Origin of the sequence: Leisingera coralii (assembly GCF_049056525.1) — a bacterium.
GTDB lineage: Bacteria > Pseudomonadota > Alphaproteobacteria > Rhodobacterales > Rhodobacteraceae > Leisingera > Leisingera coralii.
Genome location: NZ_JBHUPT010000006.1, coordinates 17,273 through 39,314, shown reverse-complemented (window position 1 = coordinate 39,314; position 22,042 = coordinate 17,273). Strand labels below are relative to the sequence as shown.

The following is a 22,042-nucleotide window of genomic DNA, read 5'->3' as shown; positions in this document are numbered from 1 at the left end:
AGGCGCTGCCTGGCCTATCAGCCGGGCGAAAGGGCGCTAAAGTCCAGCAGCAAGGCAAACCTCCCCCTTGTTTCACGCCCCCGCGGCCCGTATCTGTGGCCCAAACCGGAATCTCAGGAGAACACAGATGCTCAAAGGCCTCGGCGGTCTTGGCGACATGGCCAAGATGATGAAATCGGCACAGGAACTGCAGACCAAGATGGCGCAGATGCAGGAAGACCTGCACAACGTCATGGTGACGGGTGAGGCCGGCGCCGGCCTGGTCAAGGCGACCGCCTCGGCCAAGGGCGACCTCAAGGCCCTGGACATCGACCCGTCGATCTTCAACGGCGACGACAAGGAAGTGGTCGAGGACCTGATCCTGGCCGCGATCAAGGACGCCCAGGCCAAGGCCGCGGAAAAGGCGCAGGAAGAGATGACCAAGCTGACCGAAAGCATGGGCCTGCCCAAGGACATCAAGCTGCCGTTCTAAGCGGCTGCACGCTCCAATCCTTGAAAGGCGGCCCGTTTGGAGCCGCCTTTTTCCTTGCCCGCCTCAGCCCGTCTCCAGCCGGAATTTCAGGAAACGCCGCCCCTCGTATTGCACCTCACCAGTCTGAACCGCTCCCAGGCGCGTCAACGGACGCAGATGGCAGCGCGTCGGCGGCAGCAGAAAGGTGACAAAGGGGATGCGCGCATCCCGCCGGGCAAAATCCAGCGCCTTGCGGGCAATGACGGGGCCAAAGCCAAAACACTCCGGCCGCAGCACCAGCCCGAAATCCCATTCGCTGCCCTCTTTCTGGAACCCGCCCCAGCCGAGGTAGGTGCCGCCGCGCAGAAACGCCCAATGGCCCAGCCCGTCGCGCTGCCAGCAGGCCTCCTTGGCCGCCACAAAATCCTTGGCCGCCGTCTCATCCCAAGCCCCTGTCAGCAGCGGCATATGCTCTGCCATCCGCGGATCACACATGTGGCGGGCAATCTCCTGCGGCGCAACCTCCGTCAGCCGGCCAAACCGCAGCTGCCGGGAACCGTCTTCCTTCTGCTCTGCGGCACGTCTCATTCCAAATCCTCCGCCGGCCCTGTCAAGGCATACCCCCGGGGCAGCGGCAAAACAAACCCTGAACATTTTACCGCCCCGCCCTTGCGCTCCCCTGCCCCGATCAGCCTATATGGCTGCGAAGAAAAGGGCCCAAGGCATGATCAAGAACTCCACCAGCGACATCGAAGACCTGATTGCCCTGATGGCCAAGCTGCCCGGACTGGGCCCGCGCTCGGCACGGCGCGCGGTGCTGCACTTGATCCGCAAGCGGGCGCTGTTGCTGACCCCCTTGGCCGATGTGATGAGCGAAGTGGCGGCCACCGCCCGCGAATGCCTCAACTGCGGCAACGTCGGCACCAGCGAGATCTGCCCGATCTGCACCGATGAGGAACGCGCCAACGGCGAACTCTGCGTGGTCGAGGATGTGGCCGACCTCTGGGCGATGGAACGCGCAGGCGTGTTCAAGGGCCGCTACCACGTGCTGGGCGGCACCTTGTCGGCGCTGGATGCGGTGGGCCCGGAGGATCTGCGTATTCCCCGGCTGGTGGACCGGGTGGCGACCGAAGGCATCAGCGAGGTGATCCTTGCGCTGAACGCCACCATCGACGGCCAGACCACCGCCCATTACATCGCCGACCAGCTGCAGGGCCAGGTCAAGATCACCTCTCTGGCCCAGGGCGTGCCGATCGGCGGCGAGCTGGATTACCTGGACGACGGCACCATTTCCGCAGCCCTCAAGGCGCGCAAGGAAATCTGACGGCGCGGCTGGGCGCAGAAAATTTTTGAGGAAAAATTTTGGCCGGAAAATTTGAAATTTTCCGGGGCCGCGCCTGCCAAAGGCGGGCGCGGCCTCCCTCAGCCTGTCAGCCGTAGAACTTCCGCAGCGCCTGCACCGCCCGCGCCAGCGCAGCGTCATCCGCATCCTTGTGCAGCACCATGCGGATCGCACCGGCACTGCCGCCGCCAATCACCACGCCCTCAGCCGCCAGATGCGCCCGCAGCGCATCGTTGCGCCCGTCATCCGGCGTGAAGAACACCATGTTGGTGGCTTGTGCCACCTCTCCCGCGCCCAAGCCCCGAAGCACACGAGCCAGCTCTTCGGCCCGACCATGATCCGCCGCCAGCCGCCCCGCGTTATGCTCCAGCGCATAAAGCCCGGCCGCCGCCAGCACGCCCGCCTGGCGCATGCCGCCGCCCAGCATCTTGCGCCAGCGCCGCGCCCGCGCGATCACATCCGCAGCCCCAACCAGGACCGAGCCCGCAGGCGTGCCCAGCCCCTTGGACAGGCAGACCGAGACCGTATCCACCAGCCCAGCCAGGTCTGTCTCGGAGCACCTCAGCGCGGTGACCGCATTGAAGAACCGCGCCCCGTCCAGATGCACGGACAGCCCCGCCTTGCGCCCGGCCTCCGCCGCAGCCGCCATATCTGCCAGGGGCACCGCCAGCCCGTTATGGGTGTTCTCCAGCGACAGCAGGCGGCTGATGGCCAGATGGCTGTCATCCGCCTTGACCGCCCCGGCAACCGCGCCCGGATCCAGCGCCCCGTCCGCACGCACCTCCACCGGGCACAGCGCAATCCCGCCCAGGACCGAGGCGCCGGCGGCCTCATAGGCCTGCACGTGATACCCCGCGCCCGTGATGATCTCTTCGCCGCGCTGGCAATGGGCCAAGAGGCCGGCAAGGTTGCTCATGGTGCCGGTGGGCAGGAACAGCGCCGCATCCTTGCCCAGACGTTCGGCCAGCACCGCCTCCAGCCGGTTCACGGACGGGTCCTCGCCATAGACATCATCACCCAGCCCTGCCGCAGCCATCGCCTGCATCATACCCGCATCGGGGCGCGTCACCGTATCGCTGCGCAGATCGCAGAGGACAGCACTGCCCCCTGCTCCCGCAAGCCCTGCATATTGGCTCATTCCGTCACCTGGTCATAGGCCAGCGCCGCCACGATATGGACGCGCCGGGTTTCACCGCCGTTCAAAGCGGTGTGGTAGCCGCGGGTGTCAGTGAAATACACCGACCCGTCCGCTGGCAAGTGGGTGACGTGATGGTTCACGATGAACAGCGAGCCGGGATTGGAGAGAACCGGGATATGCAGCCGCGGCTCGGGGTCGCGGTGCCAGGAATTGCAATTGTACAGCCCCTTGGACAGCACCCGCGTCCGCCCGATCGGGAAACGCTTGGCCAGTTCGCTGTGCACATGCTCGAAATAGGTGCCCGCAAATTTCGGATTGAACTCGGAAAACTCCACCTCCGGCACCAGATCCTCGCGCGGCTCCTCGACATAACGGCCGTCGGCGCGCAGCCAGTAGCGGCCCGACAGGTCGTTGGCGGTCCATTCGGTTTGCCCCGGCCTCTGCGTCAGCGGCAGCGCGGCAAACCCCTGGTCCTGCATGCCGCCCATGAACTCTTCGCGCCGCAGGCATTCCTCCAGTGCCTCCTGCAGCAGCTGGATGTCAAACGTCAGCTCCAGCCGCTGGATGCCGGGCCCAGGCACAAACTCCGCCACCGAGGCGGAATCGGGCATGGTCTTCATGGCTTGGGTGACAGCCTGCACATCGGCGTCGTTGATTTGCGGTTCAAAACTCATATCGCGCGCTCCCATATGTCGTGCTGATCGCGTGGTGTGATGCATTCGGCGCCAGTGTGTCAGCCCCGGCGCCGCAAAAACAGCCGGTCTTCCGCACACTCTCTTGCAAAAATTGCAACACATGGCAGGGTGACCGCATGCGCCGCAAGATCCCGCCCACCGCTGCCCTCCTCTGTTTCGAGGCCGCCGCCCGCGCCGGCAGCTTTGCCCAGGGCGCCCGCGCCATGAACCTGTCGCAAAGCGCCTTCAGCCGCCAGATCCAGGGACTGGAAACCCAGACCGGCCAGACCCTGTTCAAACGCGAGCGCCAGCGGGTTCAGCTCACTGGTGCCGGCCGCATGCTGCTGCAGGAGCTGTCGCCGCAGCTGGAGGCGCTGGAGGCCACCTTCTACCGCCTGCGCACCCGGGATAACCCCTATGGCGCGCTCAATATCGGCACCTATCCGACGCTCGGCAGCCGCTGGCTGATGCCGCATCTGGCCCAGCTCGCCCGGGAACAGCCGCGGCTGACGGTCAACACCATCACCTATCTGGACAATGCTCAGGTCGATGCCAGCTTGGTCGATCTCGCCATCGTGCAAGGCGACCCGCCCTGGCCGGGCTTCCGCGCCGACCTCTTGATGCCGGAGACGCTGATCGCCGTTGCCGCCCCCGGCCTGCCCGGCAGCCCGGTGCAGGCGGCAAGCGCTCTGCTGGACCACCCCGCCCTGCAGCACACCACCCGGCCGCTCAGCTGGCAGATCTGGTTCGGCGATCTGGGTGAAACGCTGCCCGCGCAGCCCACCGGCCCGCTGTTCAGCCAGTTCGAGATGCTGATCGACGCGGTGAAATACGGCCACGGCGTGGCGATCCTGCCGGAGCTGCTGGTGCGCCGCGAACTGGACGAGGGCACCCTGATCCAGGCCCATCCGCACCGCTGCACCCCTGCCAGCGCCTATTACCTGCTGACCCCGCAGGCCAAGGCCGGCACCAGCCGGATCGAACGGGTCCGCAGCTGGCTGCTGGACCACGCCGCCGCCGGTTAGGCGCTGCCGCGCCGCGCGCCAGCGCGGCGCCGGGCCCCAGGCTGCCAGGCGGCCCCGCCAGGGGCAGCTGCAGGCGCGGGAGCCCCGCCGCCGGTCTGCACCGCCTTAGCGGAACAGCGCCTTGTACAGCTTTTCCCTGGTAAAGGGCTTGTCCAGCACCTGCACGTCCGCCAGCTCCGGAAAGCCCGCCTCTCCGGCAGGGATGGCGAAACCGCTCATCATCACCGCATTCAGGCCCGGCTGCGCCGCCCGCAAGCCGGCCAGGGTCTCCCAGCCGCCGCGCCCCGGCATGCTCATGTCGATCACCGCGCCGTCAAACGGCCCCTCCGCCTCCAGCAGGGCCAGCGCCGCGTCATGGCAATCCGCCTGCGCCACTTCGCAGCCGCGCAGCTGCAGCAGGCCGGCCACTGCCCGGCGCACGGTGTCCTCGTCATCCACCACCAGGATCCGCCACACCCCGGCGCTGCGCGCTGCGGCGGGCGGCTGTGCGGCTGCCGCCGCAGCAGCGCAGGCGGGAAAATAGCAGCGGATAACACTGCCCGCGCCCTCGCGGCTCTCCACCGCCAGCCCGCCCCGGTGGCGGCTGATGATCCCCAGCGCCACCGCCATGCCCAGGCCGCGGCCGCCGGGCTTGGTGGTGAAGAACGGGTCAAAGATCCGGGTCACCGTTTCCTGCCCCATGCCGCCGCCGGTGTCGCAGACCTCCAGCAGCAGGCACTCGTCCGCGGCCATGTTGCGCCCCTTGAGCAGCTGGCGCCGCTCCGCGGCGTCCAGACGGGTGCGCCGGGTTCTCACCGTGATGGTGCCAGCGCCCGGGCCGATCGCCTCCGCGGCGTTCAGCACCAGGTTCAGCAGCAGCTGCCGCACCTCCTCCGGATCCAGATGCGCCGCCTGCACGCCTTCGGCCAGATCCAGCACCACCGCCTTGCCCCTGCGGCACGCCACCGGCACCAGCGCCATCGCCTCCTGCACGATGGCGTTGAGGTCGCAGGGCGCGGGCGCCTGGCCGCCGCCGCCCCTGGCAAAGCCCGTCAGCTGCCGCACCAGCCCGGCCGAGGCCTGCAGCCCCTGTTCCACCGCCTGCACATGCTGCTGCGACGGATGCCCCGCCTCCAGATGCGCCAGCGCCAGCTCGGCCCTGCCCTGCATCGAGGCCAGCAGATTGTTGTACTCATGCGCAATGGCACCCGCCAGCCGCCCCAGGCTCTCGGCCTTGTGCCGGACCAGCTGCGCCGCCTCTGCCTGCTGGCGGCGCTGATCCGCGGCGCGGCGGCGCAGTTCCAGACCGGCGCGGGCCGCAACCAGCGCCACCAGATCCGCCTCCAGCCTGCCCGCCCCGATCTCCCGGTCATGCAGCAGCACGAGGCATCCGGTCACCGCACCGCCCGCGTTGCGCAGCGGATAGCCAAGGCAAACCTGCGGATCCTGCGCCAGCGCCGGAAAGACCTGCCGCAGCCCCTCCGGCAGCTGGAAGGCTTCCCAGCCATCCGGCAAACCGGCGGCAGCGCCGTCGCTGCGCACACCCTGGCCTTCCGCCGCGTCCACCGGCTGCCCGTCAAGGCAGCAGGCCAGAACCCGGCCGCAGTCCGGCCTGCCCCCGGCGCATTCGGCAATGAGGGCCCCGCGCACCCCAAGCGCGCCCTGCAGTTCCTGTGCCAGCTGCCGGAACGCCGCCTCCGGAGAGACGCTGCCCGGCCCCTCTGCCAGCGCCGCCAGGGCTGCCAGCCGCCGCCGGCCGGCGATCTCCGCGCCGAGGCGCGGCGCAAAACGCTCCATCAGCGCCACTGCCTGCAGCCCCGTCCCGTTCCCGATGTCCCGGCGCCAGGCTGCCTGCACCAGGCCCGCCGCCGCGCCGCCCGCATCTTTCAGGGCAACGCCTGCATAGCTCTGGATGTCTTCTTCGATGAACATCCCGTCCTCGGGATAAAGCGCCTGCACGCCGCAAGGAACGACCTGCGGCTCACCGCTCAGCACCACATCAAGGCATGGCGCCCCGCGCGCGTCATATTCGAAATCCCCCAGCGGCAGCCCGTCGAAACTGCTGGCCAGCACCCTGATGCGCCCGGCCTCTCCGGCCGCCAGCTCACCGACGGTGACCAGATCCGCGCCTGTGCAATGTGAAAGCTGTTGTGCAAATTCCTGGCAGAACTCCAGCCCGTGCAAGCCTGCCAGCGCCCCCAGATCCAGGCCGCAGCTGTCCCACAGCCCCGGCGTTCCCGATGCGTCCATGTCTTGTACTCCTGCCATCCCTGCGCAGACCGGCTTCCTGCACCGGCCCGCTGGCAACACTCATTAACTTTGTCCCTAACACAGCGGGAAACCGCCCCTCTTGGCGGAGGCCTTTCCCATACCCCAATAACCGCAGGCAGCCTGGAACAAAATTGCCCGCAACATCATGCTGCGCAAATCATTGGAGCGTAGTCAACATCTTGTAAACTTGAGACTCAATTCTAACAGAAAAAGCCGCAAATCCGGAGCACCGGATCTGCGGCTTTTTAATGATTATCCCAAACCGGGCCGCGCGGGCCCCGAAAGATCAGTAACGGGGATCCTCGTCGTCGTCCTCGTCGTCACCGCCCGAGGGCAGGTTAAAGAAGCTGTCGGCGTCGAGGATTTCCTCTTCCTTCTTCTCCTCCTCATCGGCGCTGGAGCCGCCGCCCAGGGTAAAGGTTTCCAGGCCTTCGATGGCGCTCGGGATCTTCGGCTCCGCTTCCATCTCCAGCGACTGCTCGGTGGACACCAGCTTGCGGCGCTCGTCGTCGCTCATCACGCCGCCTTCGGCCGCCTTCTTGGCCGCCGCCTTCTGCACCGCGGCGTCGAGCTCGGACTGTTTGCACAGGCCCAGCGCCACCGGGTCGATCGGCTGCATGTTGGCAATGTTCCAGTGGGTGCGCTCGCGGATCGACTGGATGGTCGGCTTGGTGGTGCCCACCAGCTTGGCGATCTGGCCGTCGCTCAGTTCCGGGTGGAACTTGACCAGCCACAGGATCGAGTTCGGGCGGTCCTGGCGCTTGGACAGCGGGGTATAGCGCGGGCCGCGGCGCTTTTCCTCGCCGGCCGCAGCCGGGTTGAACTTGAGCTTCAGCTTGTGCAGCGGATTGGCCTGCGCCTTGTCGATCTCGTCCTGGGTCAGCTGGTTGTTGGCCACCGGGTCGAAGCCCTTGACGCCCACCGCCACTTCACCATCGGCGATGCCCTGGATTTCCAGCTCGTGCATGCCCACGAAATCGGCGATCTGCTTGAAGCTGATCGTGGTATTGTCCACCAGCCACACGGCGGTTGCCTTGGCCATCAACGGTTTTGCCATGTGCTCATCTCCTTAAAACACCTTGATCCCCGGATACATCTCTCCCGCCGCCTGAAAGGGCGTCCCCGGCGTGCGGGGCAGGTTTCCGTTGTCGGGGAACTTCTGCCCTATATAGTCAGCTTGATTTCATAAGGAAAGAGGCCAATGCGCAAGTTATTGCTGGGTTTGGCGGCTGTTTTGACGGGTTTTGCCACGCTTGCCGCAGCAGAGGGCGAGCCGGCCGGAGAGTTCGACTACTACGTGCTGGCGCTCAGCTGGTCGCCGAACTGGTGCGCGCAGGAGGGTGACGCCCGCGATGCGGACCAATGCGATGCCCGCCATGACTATGGCTGGACCCTGCACGGGCTCTGGCCGCAGTACCATCGCGGCTGGCCCAGCTACTGCCGCAGCGCCGAGGCGCCGCCGAGCCGGGCGATGAGCCGCGAGATGGCGGACATCATGGGCAGCGCGGGCCTCGCCTGGCACCAGTGGAAGAAACACGGCACCTGCTCCGGTCTGACAGCCCGCCAGTATTACACCCAGATGCGCGAGGCCTACACCCGCGTCACCCGCCCCGCCATCTTCCGCAAGCTGGACAAGCCCGTCACCCTGCCCGCATCGGTGGTGGAGGAGGCGTTTCTCAAGGAAAATCCCTCCCTGACGCGCGACAGCCTGACCATCACCTGCCGGGCCGGCGCCATCCAGGAGGCCCGCATTTGCCTGACCAAGTCACTGGACCCGGTGCCCTGCGGACGCGATGCGATCAAGGACTGCACATTGAAGGACGCCCGCTTCGCGCCGGTGCGCTGACCCTGCGCCGGCCGGACAGGGGCGCTGCCCCTCTTGGCCTTTCGGCCAATTCACCCCGGAGTTTTTCGGGAAAGATGAAGCTGCCGCCACACGCTTTCCAGGCGGCACGGCCTAAGCCGCCGCCTCTTCATCTTTCTGCAAATACTCCCGCCGGAGGCCGGCGCCGCGAGGCGCCGCTCTCCTCGCGCAGCAATAAATGGCCTGTGAAGCAGACTTTGCCGTGTTTCGTGCTACAATAGGGACACGTGCCGCGCCCGGCCCTGCCTGAACGGCACTTCCGTTTTGGTCAGCGAGGAGGAGGAAGCGCATGGCAAAAACAATCGGTAACCCGCTCAGCTGGCTTCTGCAGGGTGCAGAAACCACCGGGCACCATATCAGTGAAACCGTCGGCGAAATGGGCAGCGACGGCGTCAAGGAGCTGCCCAAGGCACGCGACCTGAGCATGGATGACATCATCCATTCTTTGGCCGCAGGTCTGGAGGATTTTGCCGCCTGCCGCAGCGACGCGATGTTCCTGGTGCTGTTCTATCCGCTCATCGGCATCGCGCTGATCGTGATGAGCCTGTCGATGAACCTCCTGCCGCTGATCGTGCCGATGATCATGGGCTTTGCGATCCTCGGGCCGGTCGCAGCGGTCGGGCTTTATGAAATGTCCAAGCGCCGCGAAGAAGGCTTCGAGCCGCGCTGGGTCGATGCCTTCGGCGTCATCCGCTCGCCGGCCTTTGGCGCCATCCTGGTGCTGGGTCTGTATCTGGCGGCGCTGTTCATCATCTGGCTGGTGGCAGCCGACATGATCTACAGCCGCACCCTGGGGCCGGAGCCGCCGGCCTCGATCGCAAGCTTCGCCAGCGATGTGCTCACCACCCGCGCAGGCTGGACCATGGCGATTGCCGGCGGTGCGGTAGGCGCAGTGTTTGCCTTTGCCGCGCTGGCGATGAGCCTGGTGTCCTTCCCGCTGCTGCTGGACCGCCATACCGGCCTGCCGGTGGCGGTGGCCACTTCGATCAAGGTGCTGCGCAAGAACCCGGTGGTCTGCATGACCTGGGGCGTGCTTGTCGGCTCCGCGCTGGTGATCGGCGCGATCCCGTTCCTGGCCGGGCTGATCATCGTGGTGCCGGTGCTGGGGCATGCCACCTGGCACCTGTACCGGCGCGCCGTGCAGTAGCATCCGCGCAAACAATGAGGGCCGGCTGATCCGCCGGCCCTTTTGCGTGAAACCCCTAAGGCATCACCCGACCTTCAGGACGATCTTGCCGATATGGCCGGAGCTTTCCATCCGGGCGTGCGCCGCGGCCGCTTCCTCCAGCGCGAACTCGCTGTCCATCACCGGCCTGACCTTGCCCGCCGCGATCAAGGGCCAGACCGCCTCGCGCAGATCCTGGGCGATCTGCGCCTTGGCCAGGTCGCTTTGCGGGCGCAGGGTCGAGCCGGTGAGCGTCAGCCGCTTCACCATCATCAGGGCAAAGTTCAGCTCCACCTTCGGCCCTTGCAGAAAGGCGATCTGCACCAGGCGGCCGTCCTCGGCCATCGCCTTGACGTTGCGCGGGATATAATCGCCGCCGACCATATCCAGCACCAGATCGGCGCCGCCCTGCTCCCGCATCACCTTGACGAAATCCTCGTCGCGGTAGTTGATTGCCCGCTCCGCGCCCAGGTCCAGGCAGGCCTGGCACTTCTCGTCCGAGCCTGCGGTGGCAAACACCCGTGCCCCGAATTCCCGGGCCAGCTGGATCGCGGTTGTGCCGATCCCGGACGAGCCGCCATGCACCAGGAACCGCTCGCCCGCTTTCAGCCCGCCGCGGGTGAACACGTTGGACCAGACAGTAAAGAAAGTCTCCGGCAGGCAGGCCGCCTGCTTCAGATCCAGCCCTTCCGGCACCGGCAGGCAGTGTGCCGCAGGCGTCGCCACATATTCCGCATAGCCGCCGCCGGGCAGCAGCGCGCAGACCTGATCGCCCGCCGCAATGCCGCTGACACCTGCGCCCACGGCGACCACCTCGCCCGAGGCCTCCAGCCCCGGCAGGTCGCTGGCACCTTTGGGCGGGTCATAGGCTCCGGCGCGCTGCAGCGCATCAGGGCGGTTCACCCCGGCATAAGCCACCTTGATCACCACCTCGCCATGCCCCGGCTGCGGCACCGGGCGCTCACACAAGCGAAGCACCTCCGGCCCGCCGGGTTTGCTGATCTCCACCGCGCGCATCATCTCTGTCATCGGAATATGTCCTCCTGATCCTTGCCCCTGCCTAGCATCCGGCAAGGGGGGCGCAAACAGCAAAGGCGCCGCAGTTCGGGCGCTTTGCGGACAGCCCGTGCGGGCGGCAAGGCAAAACCGCCTGCCCGGAAACAGGCTGCTTTCATTGAACCTGATTGCGTGCTGGTCTAGCCTCACCCGGCAAAACCGCTGCAAGAGCCAGAGCTGCAAAGGACACCGCCCGGCATGATAGCGTATGTCACAGTTGGCGCAGATGACATCGCACGCGCGAAACGCTTCTATTCCGCGTTCCTGCCAGCCCTTGGTTACGAACTGGAGGAAGGGCCGGCGGGGCTGAGTTACGCACTGCCCGCCAAGCCGGGCCAGTCTCCCGTTCCGCCTGATTTCTACGTCAAACCCGCCTTTGACGGGCGCCCGGCCTCCGCTGGCAACGGTTCCATGACCGCGTTCCAGGCGCGCAATCAACAGCAGGTTCGCGACCTTCACGCCGCCGCGCTGGCTGCAGGAGGTTCCGACGAGGGGCAGCCGGGCTTTCGCGTCGCTTACGGGCCTCGATTCTATGTTGGCTACCTGCGCGATCCGCAGGGCAACAAGATCGCAGTGTTTTCCAGCAACCCGGACGAACCGGGACGCGACGGATAGCGCAGGCTGCACGGGCCGCAAAAGCCACTCGCAGCGGGCTGATTAGACGGTGATAGACTTCCACGCCGCTCCGCCAAGCAGGGGGCTGTACCGCCGCCGGCGCAATCTCAGCGGCGCGGGTTCAGCGAGCCCGGCAAGTCATCGCGCGCCTTGGGCGGTTTGATCTGCTCGGCCAGCCAGTTCGGCCCCACCAGGAACGGTTTCAGGAACGGGTTCTTCTGCAGGCCTGCCTTCAGCTTCTCGAAGTCCATCACGTTGTCGATCCGCCGCTCCAGGAAATCCCAGGTCGCCTGGTGGTCCAGGCTATCGTCGCCCAGCCAGTACAGCACGGTGGCGGAATAGACCCCGGCCAGCGAGGCGCGCTTGGTATACCAGTTCAGATCGTCGGAGCCGTCGCCCAGCGCCTCCCAGATCAGGTCGCAGGTGCCCCAGATCGCCTTGACCCCGTCGCCCGCATACTGCGGCAGCGTCAAGAGCGTGGTGCCGCGGCGCACCGCCTCCTTGTCATCGACCGCCTCCAGCCGGAACCGCACCGCCGCCGCCACCTTGTCGCGGAACCGCATCCCCGACAGATCCTCGGCCGCCAGCCGCTCCAGCATCCGCGAATCGCCGCGGGCGTGATAGGCCAGCGCCAGATCCACCCCGCCGCGCGGGCAGACCGCATGGGCCAGCACCTCCGGCACATCCGCATCGTGGCAGGCAGCGCGGAATGTCACCTCCGACCAGCCGTCGAACGGCACGTGCACCAGCGCCGCATCCAGCAGTTTTTCCCTGATATCGTCCTGCGCGTGATCCTGGTCTTCGGTCATCTCACCCTCCAGCTGGCAGTGTCCTGACACCCTACTAGACAAATTAGCGGCGCTTTGCTATACGGCCACTTCCTGCAATCTTCCTTGCAACTCAAAACTTAGAAAGGTGGTGAATACCACATGCAGGTTAGTGTTCGCGACAACAACGTCGATCAGGCGCTCCGTGCCCTGAAGAAGAAGCTGCAGCGCGAGGGCGTTTTCCGTGAAATGAAGCTGAAGCAGCATTTCGAGAAGCCGTCCGAGAAAAAAGCGCGCGAGAAAGCTGAAGCGATCCGCCGTGCCCGTAAACTGGCACGCAAGAAAGCCCAGCGCGAAGGTCTGCTGTAAGCAAACCTTGCTCTCCAGCTTTGGACAGCACTAAGGCAGATCTTCGGATCCGCCGGAACATAAGTTCAGACGACCCCCGCGGCCCCGCCCGGGGGTTTGTCATTTGAACGGGCCGCAAACACCGGCCGGCCGTTTTGCAGCACACGCAAAAATCGTGAAGTATTTTAAATTACACCTTTAGGGTGTATTTCTGCAATCCGTTCTGCTATACAGGGTTCACGGCAGGGCAAATCTGATGCGTTTCCCTAACCTTGCCCCGCCGTCCGGGCCTGGAACACCCGGAATATCGAAACCCGGGGCGGGCTGCGCCCCCCCCATTTAATTCCGGCGCCCGTCTTGGTCCCTGCAAACAAGGCACGCCTCTCCCGGGTTTCCAATATTACCGGACGCCGCCAATCCCCCCCCGGCGGCGTCCGGACCGTTTCCAGACATCATATCCTGTCCTCGCCGCGCTGCCTGCGGCCAGCGCGCCGGAGCGAATCCCCTGACCGCGTCAAGGGGCCGGCAAGGCGGCGGACAATTGCCGCCGCCGTCCGTGGCCGCGCCGCAACGCTCCAAACCGGCAAAACGCGCAGAAATCCGCGTACCATCCGCCGCTCAACGGGCAGAGCTCCGCCGCAAAACCGCAAATCCGCCCCCCCGGACTTCCGGCCCAAACAATTTCCTTTAACCGGATGGCGCACCGCCGGAGGTCCGGCACACTCATGGAGCAGTTAACGATGTCACAGGCAAGCGTACTCGAGCGGCAGATGCTCGAGTTGATCAACGCCGAGCGCACTTCGCGCGGTCTCAACCCGGTACAGCTGGAATTGCGGCTCAACGATTCTTCCGAAGACCACAGCGGGTGGATGCTGAACAACAATGTGTTCTCCCACACCGGTGTCGGCGGTTCCAGCGCCGGCGACCGGATGGCCGATGCTGGTTTTGTGTTCTCCGGCAGCTATACCTGGGCCGAAAACATCGCCTGGCAGAGCGAACGCGGCGCCCCCGGCCTCGCAGATGATGTTATCGACCTGCACAATTCGCTGATGAACAGCCCCGGCCACCGCGCCAACATCCTCAGCGCCAATGTCGAAGTGATCGGCATCGGCATCGAGCAGGGCAACTTCAATGGCTGGGATGCCGTGATGGTCACCCAGAACTTCGCCCGCACCAGCGCTCCGCTGCAGCTCGACACCGGGTCCGGCGGCGGCTCGGGCGGCGGCACCGGAAACATACCCACCGCCGGCGACGATGTCCTGTCTCTGGGCAGCGCCGGTACTCTGGACGGCCTAGGCGGCAACGATTCGCTGACCGGCAGCGCTGGAAACGACAAACTCAGTGGTAGTGCCGGCCGGGACCAGTTGAGCGGCATGGACGGCCAGGACACCCTGCTAGGCGGCAGCTACGGAGACACCTTGTCCGGCGGCAACGGCGACGACAGGTTGAGGGGCTATAACGGCGCCGACCGCCTGTTTGGGAATAACGGTAAAGATAAACTGTGGGGTGGTGGCGGCGCCGACACCCTGGATGGCGGCGCAGGCAATGACTGGATGGCCGGCCGGGGCGGCGGCGATCTGTTTGTCTTCAGCAGCGGTAAAGACACCGTAGCCGACTTCGATCCGCTGGCCAGCGGCGAACGTATTGACCTGCGTGCTGCGGGCGGCATCACCAGCTTCGGCGACCTGATGAACAACCACACCAGCCAGACCGCAAGAGGCTTGCTGATCACCGACAATGACGGCGACAGCATGCTGCTCCGCGACATCACCGCGCAGGATCTCAGCTCCGGCGATTTCCTGTTCTGATCCCCACCGGGCAAACCAGGAAAGGGCGCGCTGCGGCGCGCCCTTTTGCATGTTCAGGCCCCTGCTCCAGGGGCCTCAAACCTCAATAGATCTTCGGCACATACAGCTCATCCGGCAGCACCTGGCGCTCATAGTCCGGATTGTACTTGCGGTCCGGCAGCTCGACCTTCTCGTGCTGCACCTCTTCATAAGGTATCTTGGTCAGCAGGTGCTCGATGCAGTTCAGCCGCTCGCGCTTCTTGTCGTTGCCCTCGACAATGTACCAGGGCGCCTCGGGGATGTTGGTGCGCTTGAACATCGCCTCCTTGGCCTTGGTGTACTGCTCCCAGCGGATCCGGCTCTCCAGGTCCATCGGCGACAGCTTCCACTGTTTCATCGGGTCATGGATACGCATCATGAACCGCAGCTGCTGCTCCTCGTCGGTGATCGAGAACCAGTATTTCAGCAGGATGATTCCCGACCGCACCAGCATCCGCTCGAATTCCGGAACGTCCTGAAAGAACTGCTCGACCTGGTCGTCGCTGGCAAAGCCCATCACCCGCTCGACGCCGGCCCGGTTGTACCAGGAGCGGTCGAACAGCACGATCTCGCCGCCCGCCGGCAGATGCGGCACATAGCGCTGGAAGAACCACTGGCTCTGCTCGCGGCGGTTCGGCGCCGGCAGCGCCACCACCCGCGCCACCCGCGGGTCCAGCCGCTGGGTGATCCGCTTGATCACCCCGCCCTTGCCCGCCGCGTCGCGGCCTTCGAACAGGATGCAGACCTTGGCGCCGCTATGCTGCACCCAGTCCTGCACCTTGATCAGCTCCGCCTGCAGCCGCAACAGGTTGCGGAAATAGACCTGCCGGTCCAGCATCTCCGGGTGCTGCTCGCGGTAGATCTTGCGGATCTCCTGGCTCAGCATCGGCTCTGAGAACTCGATCTCGATATCCTCGTCCAGCGTGTCCTGCAGCTCCGCTTCCAGCCAGTCCAGGGATGCGGTCTCATATTCGCGGGTCACGGGCAGGGTTCCTTCCTTGTCAGGTGGTGAAAACGCCGCCTTTTACCGGCAGCATGTGAATGTTTGATGTCGCCCCGTTGGGACAGCCGCGGAAATCATCGCTGCGCGCAACGGGAAACCATCTGCCGGCAAGGCCTCGCAACAGGAAACCGCCGGCCAGAAGCTTCCTCTAAGGCAACCGGAAAACCCGCCCGGGTTCAAGCGCAAAAGCCGTGGCGCACCCGCGCAGCCGGCTGGAAAACCGGCAGTTGACCGGATTAAGTGCGGGCCATGAGCTTTCTTGTGACAACCCTGCCCCAAACCTGGCCCTGGCTGATCCTGATGGCCGCGCTGGCCGCGGGCTGGAGCAGGCGGCGCGGGCTGGCCTTTGCCCTGCTCGCGTTTTTTGCTGCGGCCGCTGTTGCTGCCGGCCATCTGACGCCGCCCGCGCTGATGGCGATGGCCACCGGCCTGCTGTTCGCAGCCTTCATCCCCCGCACCCGCGGCCCGGTCCGCTTGACCGGCCATGCGCTGCTGACCCTCTGGTCCCTGGCGCTTGGCGCGCATCTCTTTCCGGGAGTGCAGAACCTGCTGATCCTCGACCAGGCGCAGACCGGCCCCGATAGCGCGCCGTATTCCCTGCACCTGAATTTGGACAAACCGCTGGTGTTCTTCGCCCTGCTGCTGGCCTGGCCTGCCCTGTTGCAGCGCAATGATCCGGCAGGCAAACCCGCCTTCCTCTCCGGCCTGCTCCTGCTCGCCACCCTGTTCCCGCTGGCCATGGCAGCCGGCGCGCTGCAATGGGACCCCAGCCTCCCCGCCTGGACCCTTCTCTGGATGCTCTCGAATCTGCTGCTCACCTGCCTGGCAGAGGAAGCCTTCTTCCGCGGCTACCTGCAGCAGGGCCTCAGCCGCCGCTTCGGGCCTGCCGCCGGGATCGCCTCGGCGAGCCTGCTGTTCGGTCTTGTCCACCTGGGTGCAGGCCCGGCGGTCGCCGGTTTCGCCACGCTGCTGGGTTTGGCCTGCGGGCTCGGCTACTGGGGAAGCGGCAGGTTCCGGGTGCCGGTGGCAATGCATTTCGCCTTCAACCTCACCCACCTCCTGCTGTTCACCTATCCGGGCCCGGCCTGAATTTCCGCCGCGCCGGTGCACAGGGGGTGCACAGGGGGTGCACGCATGTCACCCCCTCCGATGGCTCAAACCGGCAGCGCCGTCGTCTTGAACACGGTGCGCAGCGCAAAGCTCGACTGCATCTGCGCCACCCCCGGCAGCCGCGCCAGATACTGGCGGTGGATGCGGGCAAAATCCTCGGTGTTCTCCGCCACCACCTTGAGGATGTAATCCGCCGTCCCCGCCATCAGATGGCACTCCAGCACGTCCGGGATCCGCGACACCGCCTTCTCGAAGGCGTCCAGCACCTCATCCGCCTGGCCGGACAGGGTGATCTCCACAAACACCGTGGTCGGCACGTTCATCTTGCGCGCGTCCAGAAGCGCGACATAATCGCGGATATAGCCCTCCGCCTCCAGCCTCTGCACACGCCGGTGGCAGGCCGAAGCGGATAGGTTCACCCGCTCCGACAGGTCGGCGTTGGAGATGCGCCCCTGCTTTTGAAGCACCGAGAGGATGCGACGATCTGTTTCGTCCAAAGACATTTTGCGAAGATCCTTGCTTGCTTTTGCCTGTATAGACGAAGATTCTTCGAAAGGCATGTTTTTATTCTGCCCAAAAAAGCAGCACCTTTTCCGCCGCCTGCGGCAAAATGACCGCAGATTGATTTGGAGGAGAGACTCACATGAAAATCGGCTGCCCCACCGAGATCAAACCGCAGGAATTCCGCGTCGGCATGACCCCCGACGCCGCCCGCGAGGCCGTCATCCGCGGCCATGAGGTTGTCATTCAGAAAGGCGCCGGCATGGGCGCCGGCTTCACCGACGAAGACTATGCCGCCGCCGGTGCGGTGATCCTCGACACCGCCGAGGAAATCTTTGCCACCGCCGACATGATCGTCAAGGTAAAGGAACCCCAGGCGGTTGAGCGCAAGATGCTGCGCGAAGGCCAGCTGCTGTTCACCTACCTGCACCTGGCACCCGATCCGGAGCAGACCAAGGACCTGCTGGAATCCGGTTGTACCGCAATCGCTTACGAGACCGTCACCGACGACCGCGGCGGCCTGCCGCTGCTGGCGCCGATGTCGGAAGTGGCCGGCCGCCTGGCACCCCAGGTCGGCAGCTGGACCCTGCAGAAGGCCAACGGCGGCCGCGGCGTGCTGATGGGCGGCGTGCCCGGCGTGGCCCCGGCCAAGGTTGTGGTGATCGGCGGCGGCGTCGTCGGTACCCACGCAGCCAAGATCGCGGCCGGCATGGGCGCGGATGTCACCATCCTCGACCGCTCGCTGACCCGCCTGAAGTACCTGGACGACGTCTTCGGCCGCACCTTCAAAAACCAGTACTCCACCGCCGGCGCCACCGCTGAGCTGGTGCGCGAGGCCGACATGGTGATCGGCGCGGTTCTGGTCCCCGGTGCAGCAGCGCCGAAACTGGTGTCCCGCGCGCAGCTCTCGGAGATGAAGCCGGGTGCAGTGCTAGTGGACGTTGCCATCGACCAGGGCGGCTGCTTCGAGACCTCCAAGGCGACCACCCACGCCGACCCGATCTATGAGGTCGACGGCATCATGCACTACTGCGTGGCCAACATGCCGGGCGCCGTGGCGCGCACCTCGACCCAGGCCCTGGGCAACGCCACCATGCCCTTCATGCTGAACCTGGCCAACAAGGGCTGGCGCCAGGCCTGCGAGGACGACCCGCACCTGCTGAACGGCCTGAACGTGCACGCCGGCCAGCTGACCTACTACGCGGTCGGCGAGGCCCTGGGCATCGACGTTCTGTCGCCGAAACTGGCGCTGAAGCAGTAAGCGCTTCGGATAGATTGAATTGGGAAAGCCCCGCCGTTCCGGCGGGGCTTTTCTGTTGCGGCCACGGCAAAGCTTCGAGCGCTGCCGCTGCAAATCCAGCCGGCGCGCTTGCGGCCCGGAGCGGACGCTATATTCGGTCTTTGACTATCACGGTTGCCAATGCAGGGAGGGGAATCTGCACTTCAGCGTCGGTAGCCACGGTGAAAGTTCAGTGCGGCCGTTCTGATGATATCAAGCCCGCCAGGGAAACCAGTTAATAACGTCCTTGCCTCATACGCTCCAATTCTTCTTCCACAAGCGCCTGCGACAGAGGAAAGAAATTGAACACCTCGTAAAGAGGAGTAAGTAGGCCATGAATCACCTCGACCATATTGTCGCGAAGCTGAGCAAGACTGGCGGTGGTTTCCAAAAGCACCTCGTCAGTTTGACTGATCCGATAGTCCATCATCATTCGCAGTCCTGTCACACTCGTAAGAGTTCGCTCATTCAAACCTGTGAAGCGAACACGAATGGCTATCGTCTCGACACCTTCAAACTGTTCGGCATACCTCAGTGCAAAGTACGTCGCTTCACCAACACGCCAGACCGGCAATGTCACATCAATGACTCGACCGGCTGGTGTGTCTTTGAGTCCGTCTTCGGAATACCCGCGAATTGAGTAGAGCTTTCCTGATCGGTCAACGCGCCAGAAGTCGGCATGTGCGGGTTCTTCCGCCAATAGCCGTTCTTCAACCGGTCGACCCACCCATGCTTCAACCATGCCGTCATGGGGGTATGGTCGCCATTCCTGCCGGTTCAAATCCAAAAAAGGACCCCAACCCGTCATCCGAACCTGCCGTGCTTTCTGCAGGCGATCTTGGATTTCTGCAAGGTTTTGTGCGGGATCGTTCCCTATTAGCGCAAACCCCATCTCGAAAAAACCATCTGGGAACCGTGACGGGGAGTTTTCTGGCAGTGCTGCAGAAAGCTCTTGCCATCGACCATTTGCCGCTGTGCAGAATTGGGTTAGCTCCGCCTGTATGTTGGGTGGAGGTTCAATGGCGTCAACTCGCCCAGAGACTATCGAACGAATGGCTTCAAGCATATCTTCGCGGCTCGCCCGGACGCACCGATTTATCAGCGTACGCCATTCTTCGCTAGTTTGTGGCTCTTCGCTACGGGGGCCTGGCTTTCGTATATAGCACCGATTACGCGAGATCACGCCGTTGCAATCCCGTTTACTCATCACCGGTTCCGTTTGATCGCCCGGTACGCAGACAACTGGATGTTCGGCTCCACTGGCTGCGCTTTTGATCAAGTGGACTTCGCAGTGAAACTCGGGGGTCGCAAAGCGGCGAATTGCTGCGTTTACGACATCTTGAGTAACTTCAGGAATCTCTTCTGGTTTTTGTGCGGAGATGAGGTTTTCGCCCTGTTCATCAAAGCCCAAAACCAGAAAGCCTCCGCCATGATTGGCAAGGGCAATGGCTGCTTTCGCCACTGTTGCCCGACCATCATTCTGTGAAAGGTCGAGCCACGTCTTATACTCCGCTCCCAAGTCCTCTCTTGGAGCGTCTACCAGTGGCTTTAGATCAGCGGCATTCGTCAAAATTGTTACCCTTTATTGCATCTTGAAGCTGTTTCCTTTTCGCCTAGAAGGATAACGATCTGCTATCTGCATAGCGAGCGCATAAATCACTTTCTGCTCGGATCACCAAGGCCTGGTTCGACGGGCCGCGCCGAAGCGTCACTAGGTGTAAGTGTAACGCCACTATGGACCTGCCTGTCTAATCCAAAGCGCCTTGCGGCCCGCACTTTGCAAATTCCGCAACCTGCGCAAAGCTGCCCTTACCACCAGCTATTGCCGCATAAGCAGCGCAAACGCAGCACCGCCCCGCACGCCAGAGCAGCCGCAGGTTGAGCCCTCCCCGCCGAATCTTTCCCCGCTGCGCGCTCTTGCCACAGCCTGCCGCTTCCACGACAGTCCGGCGCAGAAAAAGAACGCGCGAAGGGACAGCGGACATGGAACAGATGATGGAGCAGGCCGGGGCCTACTGGCCTCTGGCGGTGAGCGGCGCCAAGGCGCTGGTGGTGCTGATCCTCGGCTGGATCGCCACCGGCTGGATCAGCAGCGCGGTGCGGCGGCGGATCAACAGCACGCCGCGAATCGACCCGACGCTGGGCAACTTCGCCGCCAGCGCGGTGCGCTGGGTGCTGCTCCTGGTGGTGCTGGTCGCCATCCTCAACATCTTCGGCATCGAGGCCACCAGCCTGGTCGCCATGCTGGGCGCCGCCACCCTGGCCACCGGCCTGGCGCTGCAGGGCACGCTCAGCGACCTGGCCGCGGGTTTCATGCTGATCCTGTTCCGCCCCTACAAGATCGGCCAGTATGTCGATATCGGCGGCACCGCGGGCACCGTGAAGGACCTGAACCTGTTCGTGACCGAGCTGGCCACGCCGGACAACGTGCAGATCATCATTCCCAACGGCCAGGCCTGGGGCGCGATCATCACCAACTTCTCGCATCACCCCACCCGCCGCGCCGACCTGGTCTTCGGCATCGACTACGGCGACAGTGCCGAGGAGGCCAAGGCGGTCATCCTGGAGCTGGCAACCGCCGACACCCGGGTGCTGCAGGACCCCGCTCCCTGGGTCCGGGTCACCAATCTGGGCGACAGCTCAGTCGATCTGACCGCAAGGGTCTGGTGCAAGGCCGAGGATTACTGGGAGCTGAAGTTTGCCCTGATGCAGGGCGTGAAGGAGGCCTTTGACGCCAAGGGCATCTCGATCCCCTACCCGCATACGGTGGAAGTCAGAAAGGAAGCTTGAGGCGCTCCCGCCCGTCTTCGGCCCTGACGGGCCTCATCCCGTTGGGCCCGGCGCCCCGCCTGCGGCGGGGTGTTCTGCGTTGCTGCGCCTGCTGGATCAGCGCGCCCGGGCGGCCTGGGCGGCACAGGCCGCGGCCTGGCGGGCGCGCGCCGCACGGGCGCGCTCCAGCATCCTGTCCTGCGGCTCCTCGGGCGGCCAGCCGCAGACGACGGTGCTGCCGTCCAGATCGGTAAAGGCCCATTGCGCGGCCAGCAGCTGGTAGCTCTTCACCTCCCAGCCGGAGGCATCCGGCTCAAACCGCAAGCGCCAGGCACCGCGCACCTGAACCGGCAGCCGCAGCCGCCGGATCTGCAGCATTGCCTCGTGCCCGTTCTCCGCCGACCGCACCCCCTGTGCCCGCAGTTTCTTCATCCGCTCCACCAGAGGCCCCGCCTCGCGCATCCGGCGCCCGGCGAAAACAACCTCGATTTCGGTATCCGGCCTGACGATCCCCTTGACCACCAGATCGCGGCGGTTGTTGCGGCTGAACACCGGCACCAGCTCCACCGGCACGTCGCGCACCTCGCGCTTGAACAGGCCCGCGTCCTCGATCTGCGGGGTGATTTGCGAAGCAGGTCTGCGACGGTTCTTCATGGCAATTCCCGGCACCGCCCGCATAAGAGGGCAGCTGCCTTGTCAGCTGTTTCGTGTCTTCAGCCCCAGCCTAGGCTGCTGCGCTTAACGAAGCGTTGAACGATCGCAAAAATGCAAAGTCGGCATAAGTTCCAGGCGCCGCGGGACGGACCGTGCCGCCGCCGCGCACCGCGCGGCGCCACGCCCAACGCTGCAATGCGATTCC

At 64.9% G+C, this 22,042-nt stretch carries 22 protein-coding genes; 11 read left to right on the top strand and 11 right to left on the bottom strand.

The annotated features are described in order from the left end of the window. Nucleotides 1–127 precede the first annotated feature (127 nt). Nucleotides 128–472, top strand: coding sequence for a YbaB/EbfC family nucleoid-associated protein (locus tag ACFMBG_RS02855; protein ID WP_421053220.1), 345 nt, complete (start codon nucleotides 128–130; stop codon nucleotides 470–472). Nucleotides 473–535: 63 nt separating this feature from the next. Here the strand turns inward: ACFMBG_RS02855 and ACFMBG_RS02850 are convergent, their stop codons facing one another. Further along, nucleotides 536–1,039 (bottom strand): GNAT family N-acetyltransferase, encoded by a 504-nt coding sequence (locus ACFMBG_RS02850; protein ID WP_421053219.1) that lies wholly within the window; start codon nucleotides 1,037–1,039, stop codon nucleotides 536–538. Nucleotides 1,040–1,175: 136 nt separating this feature from the next. Here ACFMBG_RS02850 and recR point away from each other — a divergent pair, with 136 nt between their 5' ends. Beyond that, nucleotides 1,176–1,775: a recombination mediator RecR gene (recR, locus tag ACFMBG_RS02845; protein ID WP_421053218.1), complete on the top strand. Its 600-nt coding sequence runs from the start codon at nucleotides 1,176–1,178 to the stop codon at nucleotides 1,773–1,775. A 106-nt stretch (nucleotides 1,776–1,881) separates the two neighbouring features. Here recR and ltaE read toward each other — a convergent pair whose 3' ends face one another. Further along, entirely contained in the window at nucleotides 1,882–2,931 is a 1,050-nt protein-coding gene (gene ltaE, locus ACFMBG_RS02840) for a low-specificity L-threonine aldolase (RefSeq protein WP_421053217.1), read from the bottom strand. Beyond that, nucleotides 2,928–3,605, bottom strand: a complete 678-nt coding sequence (locus ACFMBG_RS02835; RefSeq protein WP_421053216.1) for a hypothetical protein — start codon at nucleotides 3,603–3,605, stop codon at nucleotides 2,928–2,930. Before ACFMBG_RS02835 ends, ltaE begins: the two co-directional genes overlap by 4 nt. 137 nt (nucleotides 3,606–3,742) lie before the next feature. Here ACFMBG_RS02835 and ACFMBG_RS02830 point away from each other — a divergent pair, with 137 nt between their 5' ends. Next, nucleotides 3,743–4,630 carry a LysR substrate-binding domain-containing protein gene (locus ACFMBG_RS02830; RefSeq protein WP_421053215.1) on the top strand — a complete coding sequence of 296 codons (888 nt, stop codon included), beginning with the start codon at nucleotides 3,743–3,745 and terminating at the stop codon, nucleotides 4,628–4,630. A gap of 105 nt (nucleotides 4,631–4,735) precedes the next feature. Here the strand turns inward: ACFMBG_RS02830 and ACFMBG_RS02825 are convergent, their stop codons facing one another. Together ACFMBG_RS02825 and ACFMBG_RS02820 are read right to left on the bottom strand one after the other, a co-directional pair. Then, complete coding sequence (locus tag ACFMBG_RS02825) at nucleotides 4,736–6,859, bottom strand: hybrid sensor histidine kinase/response regulator (protein ID WP_421053214.1); 2,124 nt, start codon at nucleotides 6,857–6,859, stop codon at nucleotides 4,736–4,738. Between the two features lie 307 nt (nucleotides 6,860–7,166). Beyond that, nucleotides 7,167–7,937: a DUF1013 domain-containing protein gene (locus ACFMBG_RS02820; protein ID WP_421053213.1), complete on the bottom strand. Its 771-nt coding sequence runs from the start codon at nucleotides 7,935–7,937 to the stop codon at nucleotides 7,167–7,169. Nucleotides 7,938–8,081: 144 nt separating this feature from the next. On the opposite strand from ACFMBG_RS02820, the gene ACFMBG_RS02815 reads away from it, so the two are divergent. Both ACFMBG_RS02815 and ACFMBG_RS02810 read left to right on the top strand, forming a co-directional pair. Further along, on the top strand, nucleotides 8,082–8,726 hold the full coding sequence (locus ACFMBG_RS02815) for a ribonuclease T2 family protein (RefSeq protein WP_421053212.1): 645 nt from the start codon (nucleotides 8,082–8,084) through the stop codon (nucleotides 8,724–8,726). A gap of 307 nt (nucleotides 8,727–9,033) precedes the next feature. Next, on the top strand, nucleotides 9,034–9,891 hold the full coding sequence (locus tag ACFMBG_RS02810; protein ID WP_421053211.1) for a DUF2189 domain-containing protein: 858 nt from the start codon (nucleotides 9,034–9,036) through the stop codon (nucleotides 9,889–9,891). A 63-nt stretch (nucleotides 9,892–9,954) separates the two neighbouring features. Here the strand turns inward: ACFMBG_RS02810 and ACFMBG_RS02805 are convergent, their stop codons facing one another. Then, the gene (locus ACFMBG_RS02805; RefSeq protein WP_421053210.1) at nucleotides 9,955–10,938 is read right to left on the bottom strand and encodes an NAD(P)H-quinone oxidoreductase; all 984 of its coding nucleotides are present in this window, start codon (nucleotides 10,936–10,938) and stop codon (nucleotides 9,955–9,957) included. Nucleotides 10,939–11,163: 225 nt separating this feature from the next. Here ACFMBG_RS02805 and ACFMBG_RS02800 point away from each other — a divergent pair, with 225 nt between their 5' ends. Then, nucleotides 11,164–11,580, top strand: a complete 417-nt coding sequence (locus tag ACFMBG_RS02800; protein ID WP_421053209.1) for a VOC family protein — start codon at nucleotides 11,164–11,166, stop codon at nucleotides 11,578–11,580. A 107-nt stretch (nucleotides 11,581–11,687) separates the two neighbouring features. On the opposite strand, the gene ACFMBG_RS02795 is transcribed toward ACFMBG_RS02800, so the two are convergent. Then, a complete protein-coding gene (locus ACFMBG_RS02795) occupies nucleotides 11,688–12,389 on the bottom strand; it encodes a COQ9 family protein (protein ID WP_421053208.1) in 702 nt (233 codons plus the stop codon). 120 nt (nucleotides 12,390–12,509) lie between these two features. Here ACFMBG_RS02795 and rpsU point away from each other — a divergent pair, with 120 nt between their 5' ends. Then, nucleotides 12,510–12,716, top strand: coding sequence for a 30S ribosomal protein S21 (rpsU, locus tag ACFMBG_RS02790; protein ID WP_005614280.1), 207 nt, complete (start codon nucleotides 12,510–12,512; stop codon nucleotides 12,714–12,716). A 719-nt stretch (nucleotides 12,717–13,435) separates the two neighbouring features. After that, the gene (locus tag ACFMBG_RS02785) at nucleotides 13,436–14,503 is read left to right on the top strand and encodes a CAP domain-containing protein (RefSeq protein WP_421053207.1); all 1,068 of its coding nucleotides are present in this window, start codon (nucleotides 13,436–13,438) and stop codon (nucleotides 14,501–14,503) included. An 82-nt stretch (nucleotides 14,504–14,585) separates the two neighbouring features. Here the strand turns inward: ACFMBG_RS02785 and ppk2 are convergent, their stop codons facing one another. Continuing rightward, nucleotides 14,586–15,503, bottom strand: a complete 918-nt coding sequence (ppk2, locus tag ACFMBG_RS02780; RefSeq protein ID WP_421053206.1) for a polyphosphate kinase 2 — start codon at nucleotides 15,501–15,503, stop codon at nucleotides 14,586–14,588. A gap of 270 nt (nucleotides 15,504–15,773) precedes the next feature. Between ppk2 and ACFMBG_RS02775 the strand changes: the two genes are divergently transcribed. After that, nucleotides 15,774–16,613, top strand: coding sequence for a CPBP family intramembrane glutamic endopeptidase (locus ACFMBG_RS02775; RefSeq protein ID WP_421053205.1), 840 nt, complete (start codon nucleotides 15,774–15,776; stop codon nucleotides 16,611–16,613). Between the two features lie 65 nt (nucleotides 16,614–16,678). Here ACFMBG_RS02775 and ACFMBG_RS02770 read toward each other — a convergent pair whose 3' ends face one another. Continuing rightward, nucleotides 16,679–17,137, bottom strand: coding sequence for an Lrp/AsnC family transcriptional regulator (locus ACFMBG_RS02770; RefSeq protein ID WP_421053204.1), 459 nt, complete (start codon nucleotides 17,135–17,137; stop codon nucleotides 16,679–16,681). Nucleotides 17,138–17,277: 140 nt separating this feature from the next. On the opposite strand from ACFMBG_RS02770, the gene ald reads away from it, so the two are divergent. After that, entirely contained in the window at nucleotides 17,278–18,396 is a 1,119-nt protein-coding gene (gene ald / locus ACFMBG_RS02765) for an alanine dehydrogenase (RefSeq protein ID WP_421053203.1), read from the top strand. A gap of 253 nt (nucleotides 18,397–18,649) precedes the next feature. On the opposite strand, the gene ACFMBG_RS02760 is transcribed toward ald, so the two are convergent. Then, nucleotides 18,650–19,933 carry an AlbA family DNA-binding domain-containing protein gene (locus ACFMBG_RS02760; RefSeq protein WP_421053252.1) on the bottom strand — a complete coding sequence of 428 codons (1,284 nt, stop codon included), beginning with the start codon at nucleotides 19,931–19,933 and terminating at the stop codon, nucleotides 18,650–18,652. A 464-nt stretch (nucleotides 19,934–20,397) separates the two neighbouring features. On the opposite strand from ACFMBG_RS02760, the gene ACFMBG_RS02755 reads away from it, so the two are divergent. Continuing rightward, nucleotides 20,398–21,204 carry a mechanosensitive ion channel family protein gene (locus tag ACFMBG_RS02755; RefSeq protein WP_421053202.1) on the top strand — a complete coding sequence of 269 codons (807 nt, stop codon included), beginning with the start codon at nucleotides 20,398–20,400 and terminating at the stop codon, nucleotides 21,202–21,204. A 96-nt stretch (nucleotides 21,205–21,300) separates the two neighbouring features. Here ACFMBG_RS02755 and ACFMBG_RS02750 read toward each other — a convergent pair whose 3' ends face one another. Further along, nucleotides 21,301–21,837: a hypothetical protein gene (locus tag ACFMBG_RS02750; RefSeq protein ID WP_421053201.1), complete on the bottom strand. Its 537-nt coding sequence runs from the start codon at nucleotides 21,835–21,837 to the stop codon at nucleotides 21,301–21,303. Nucleotides 21,838–22,042 lie beyond the last annotated feature (205 nt).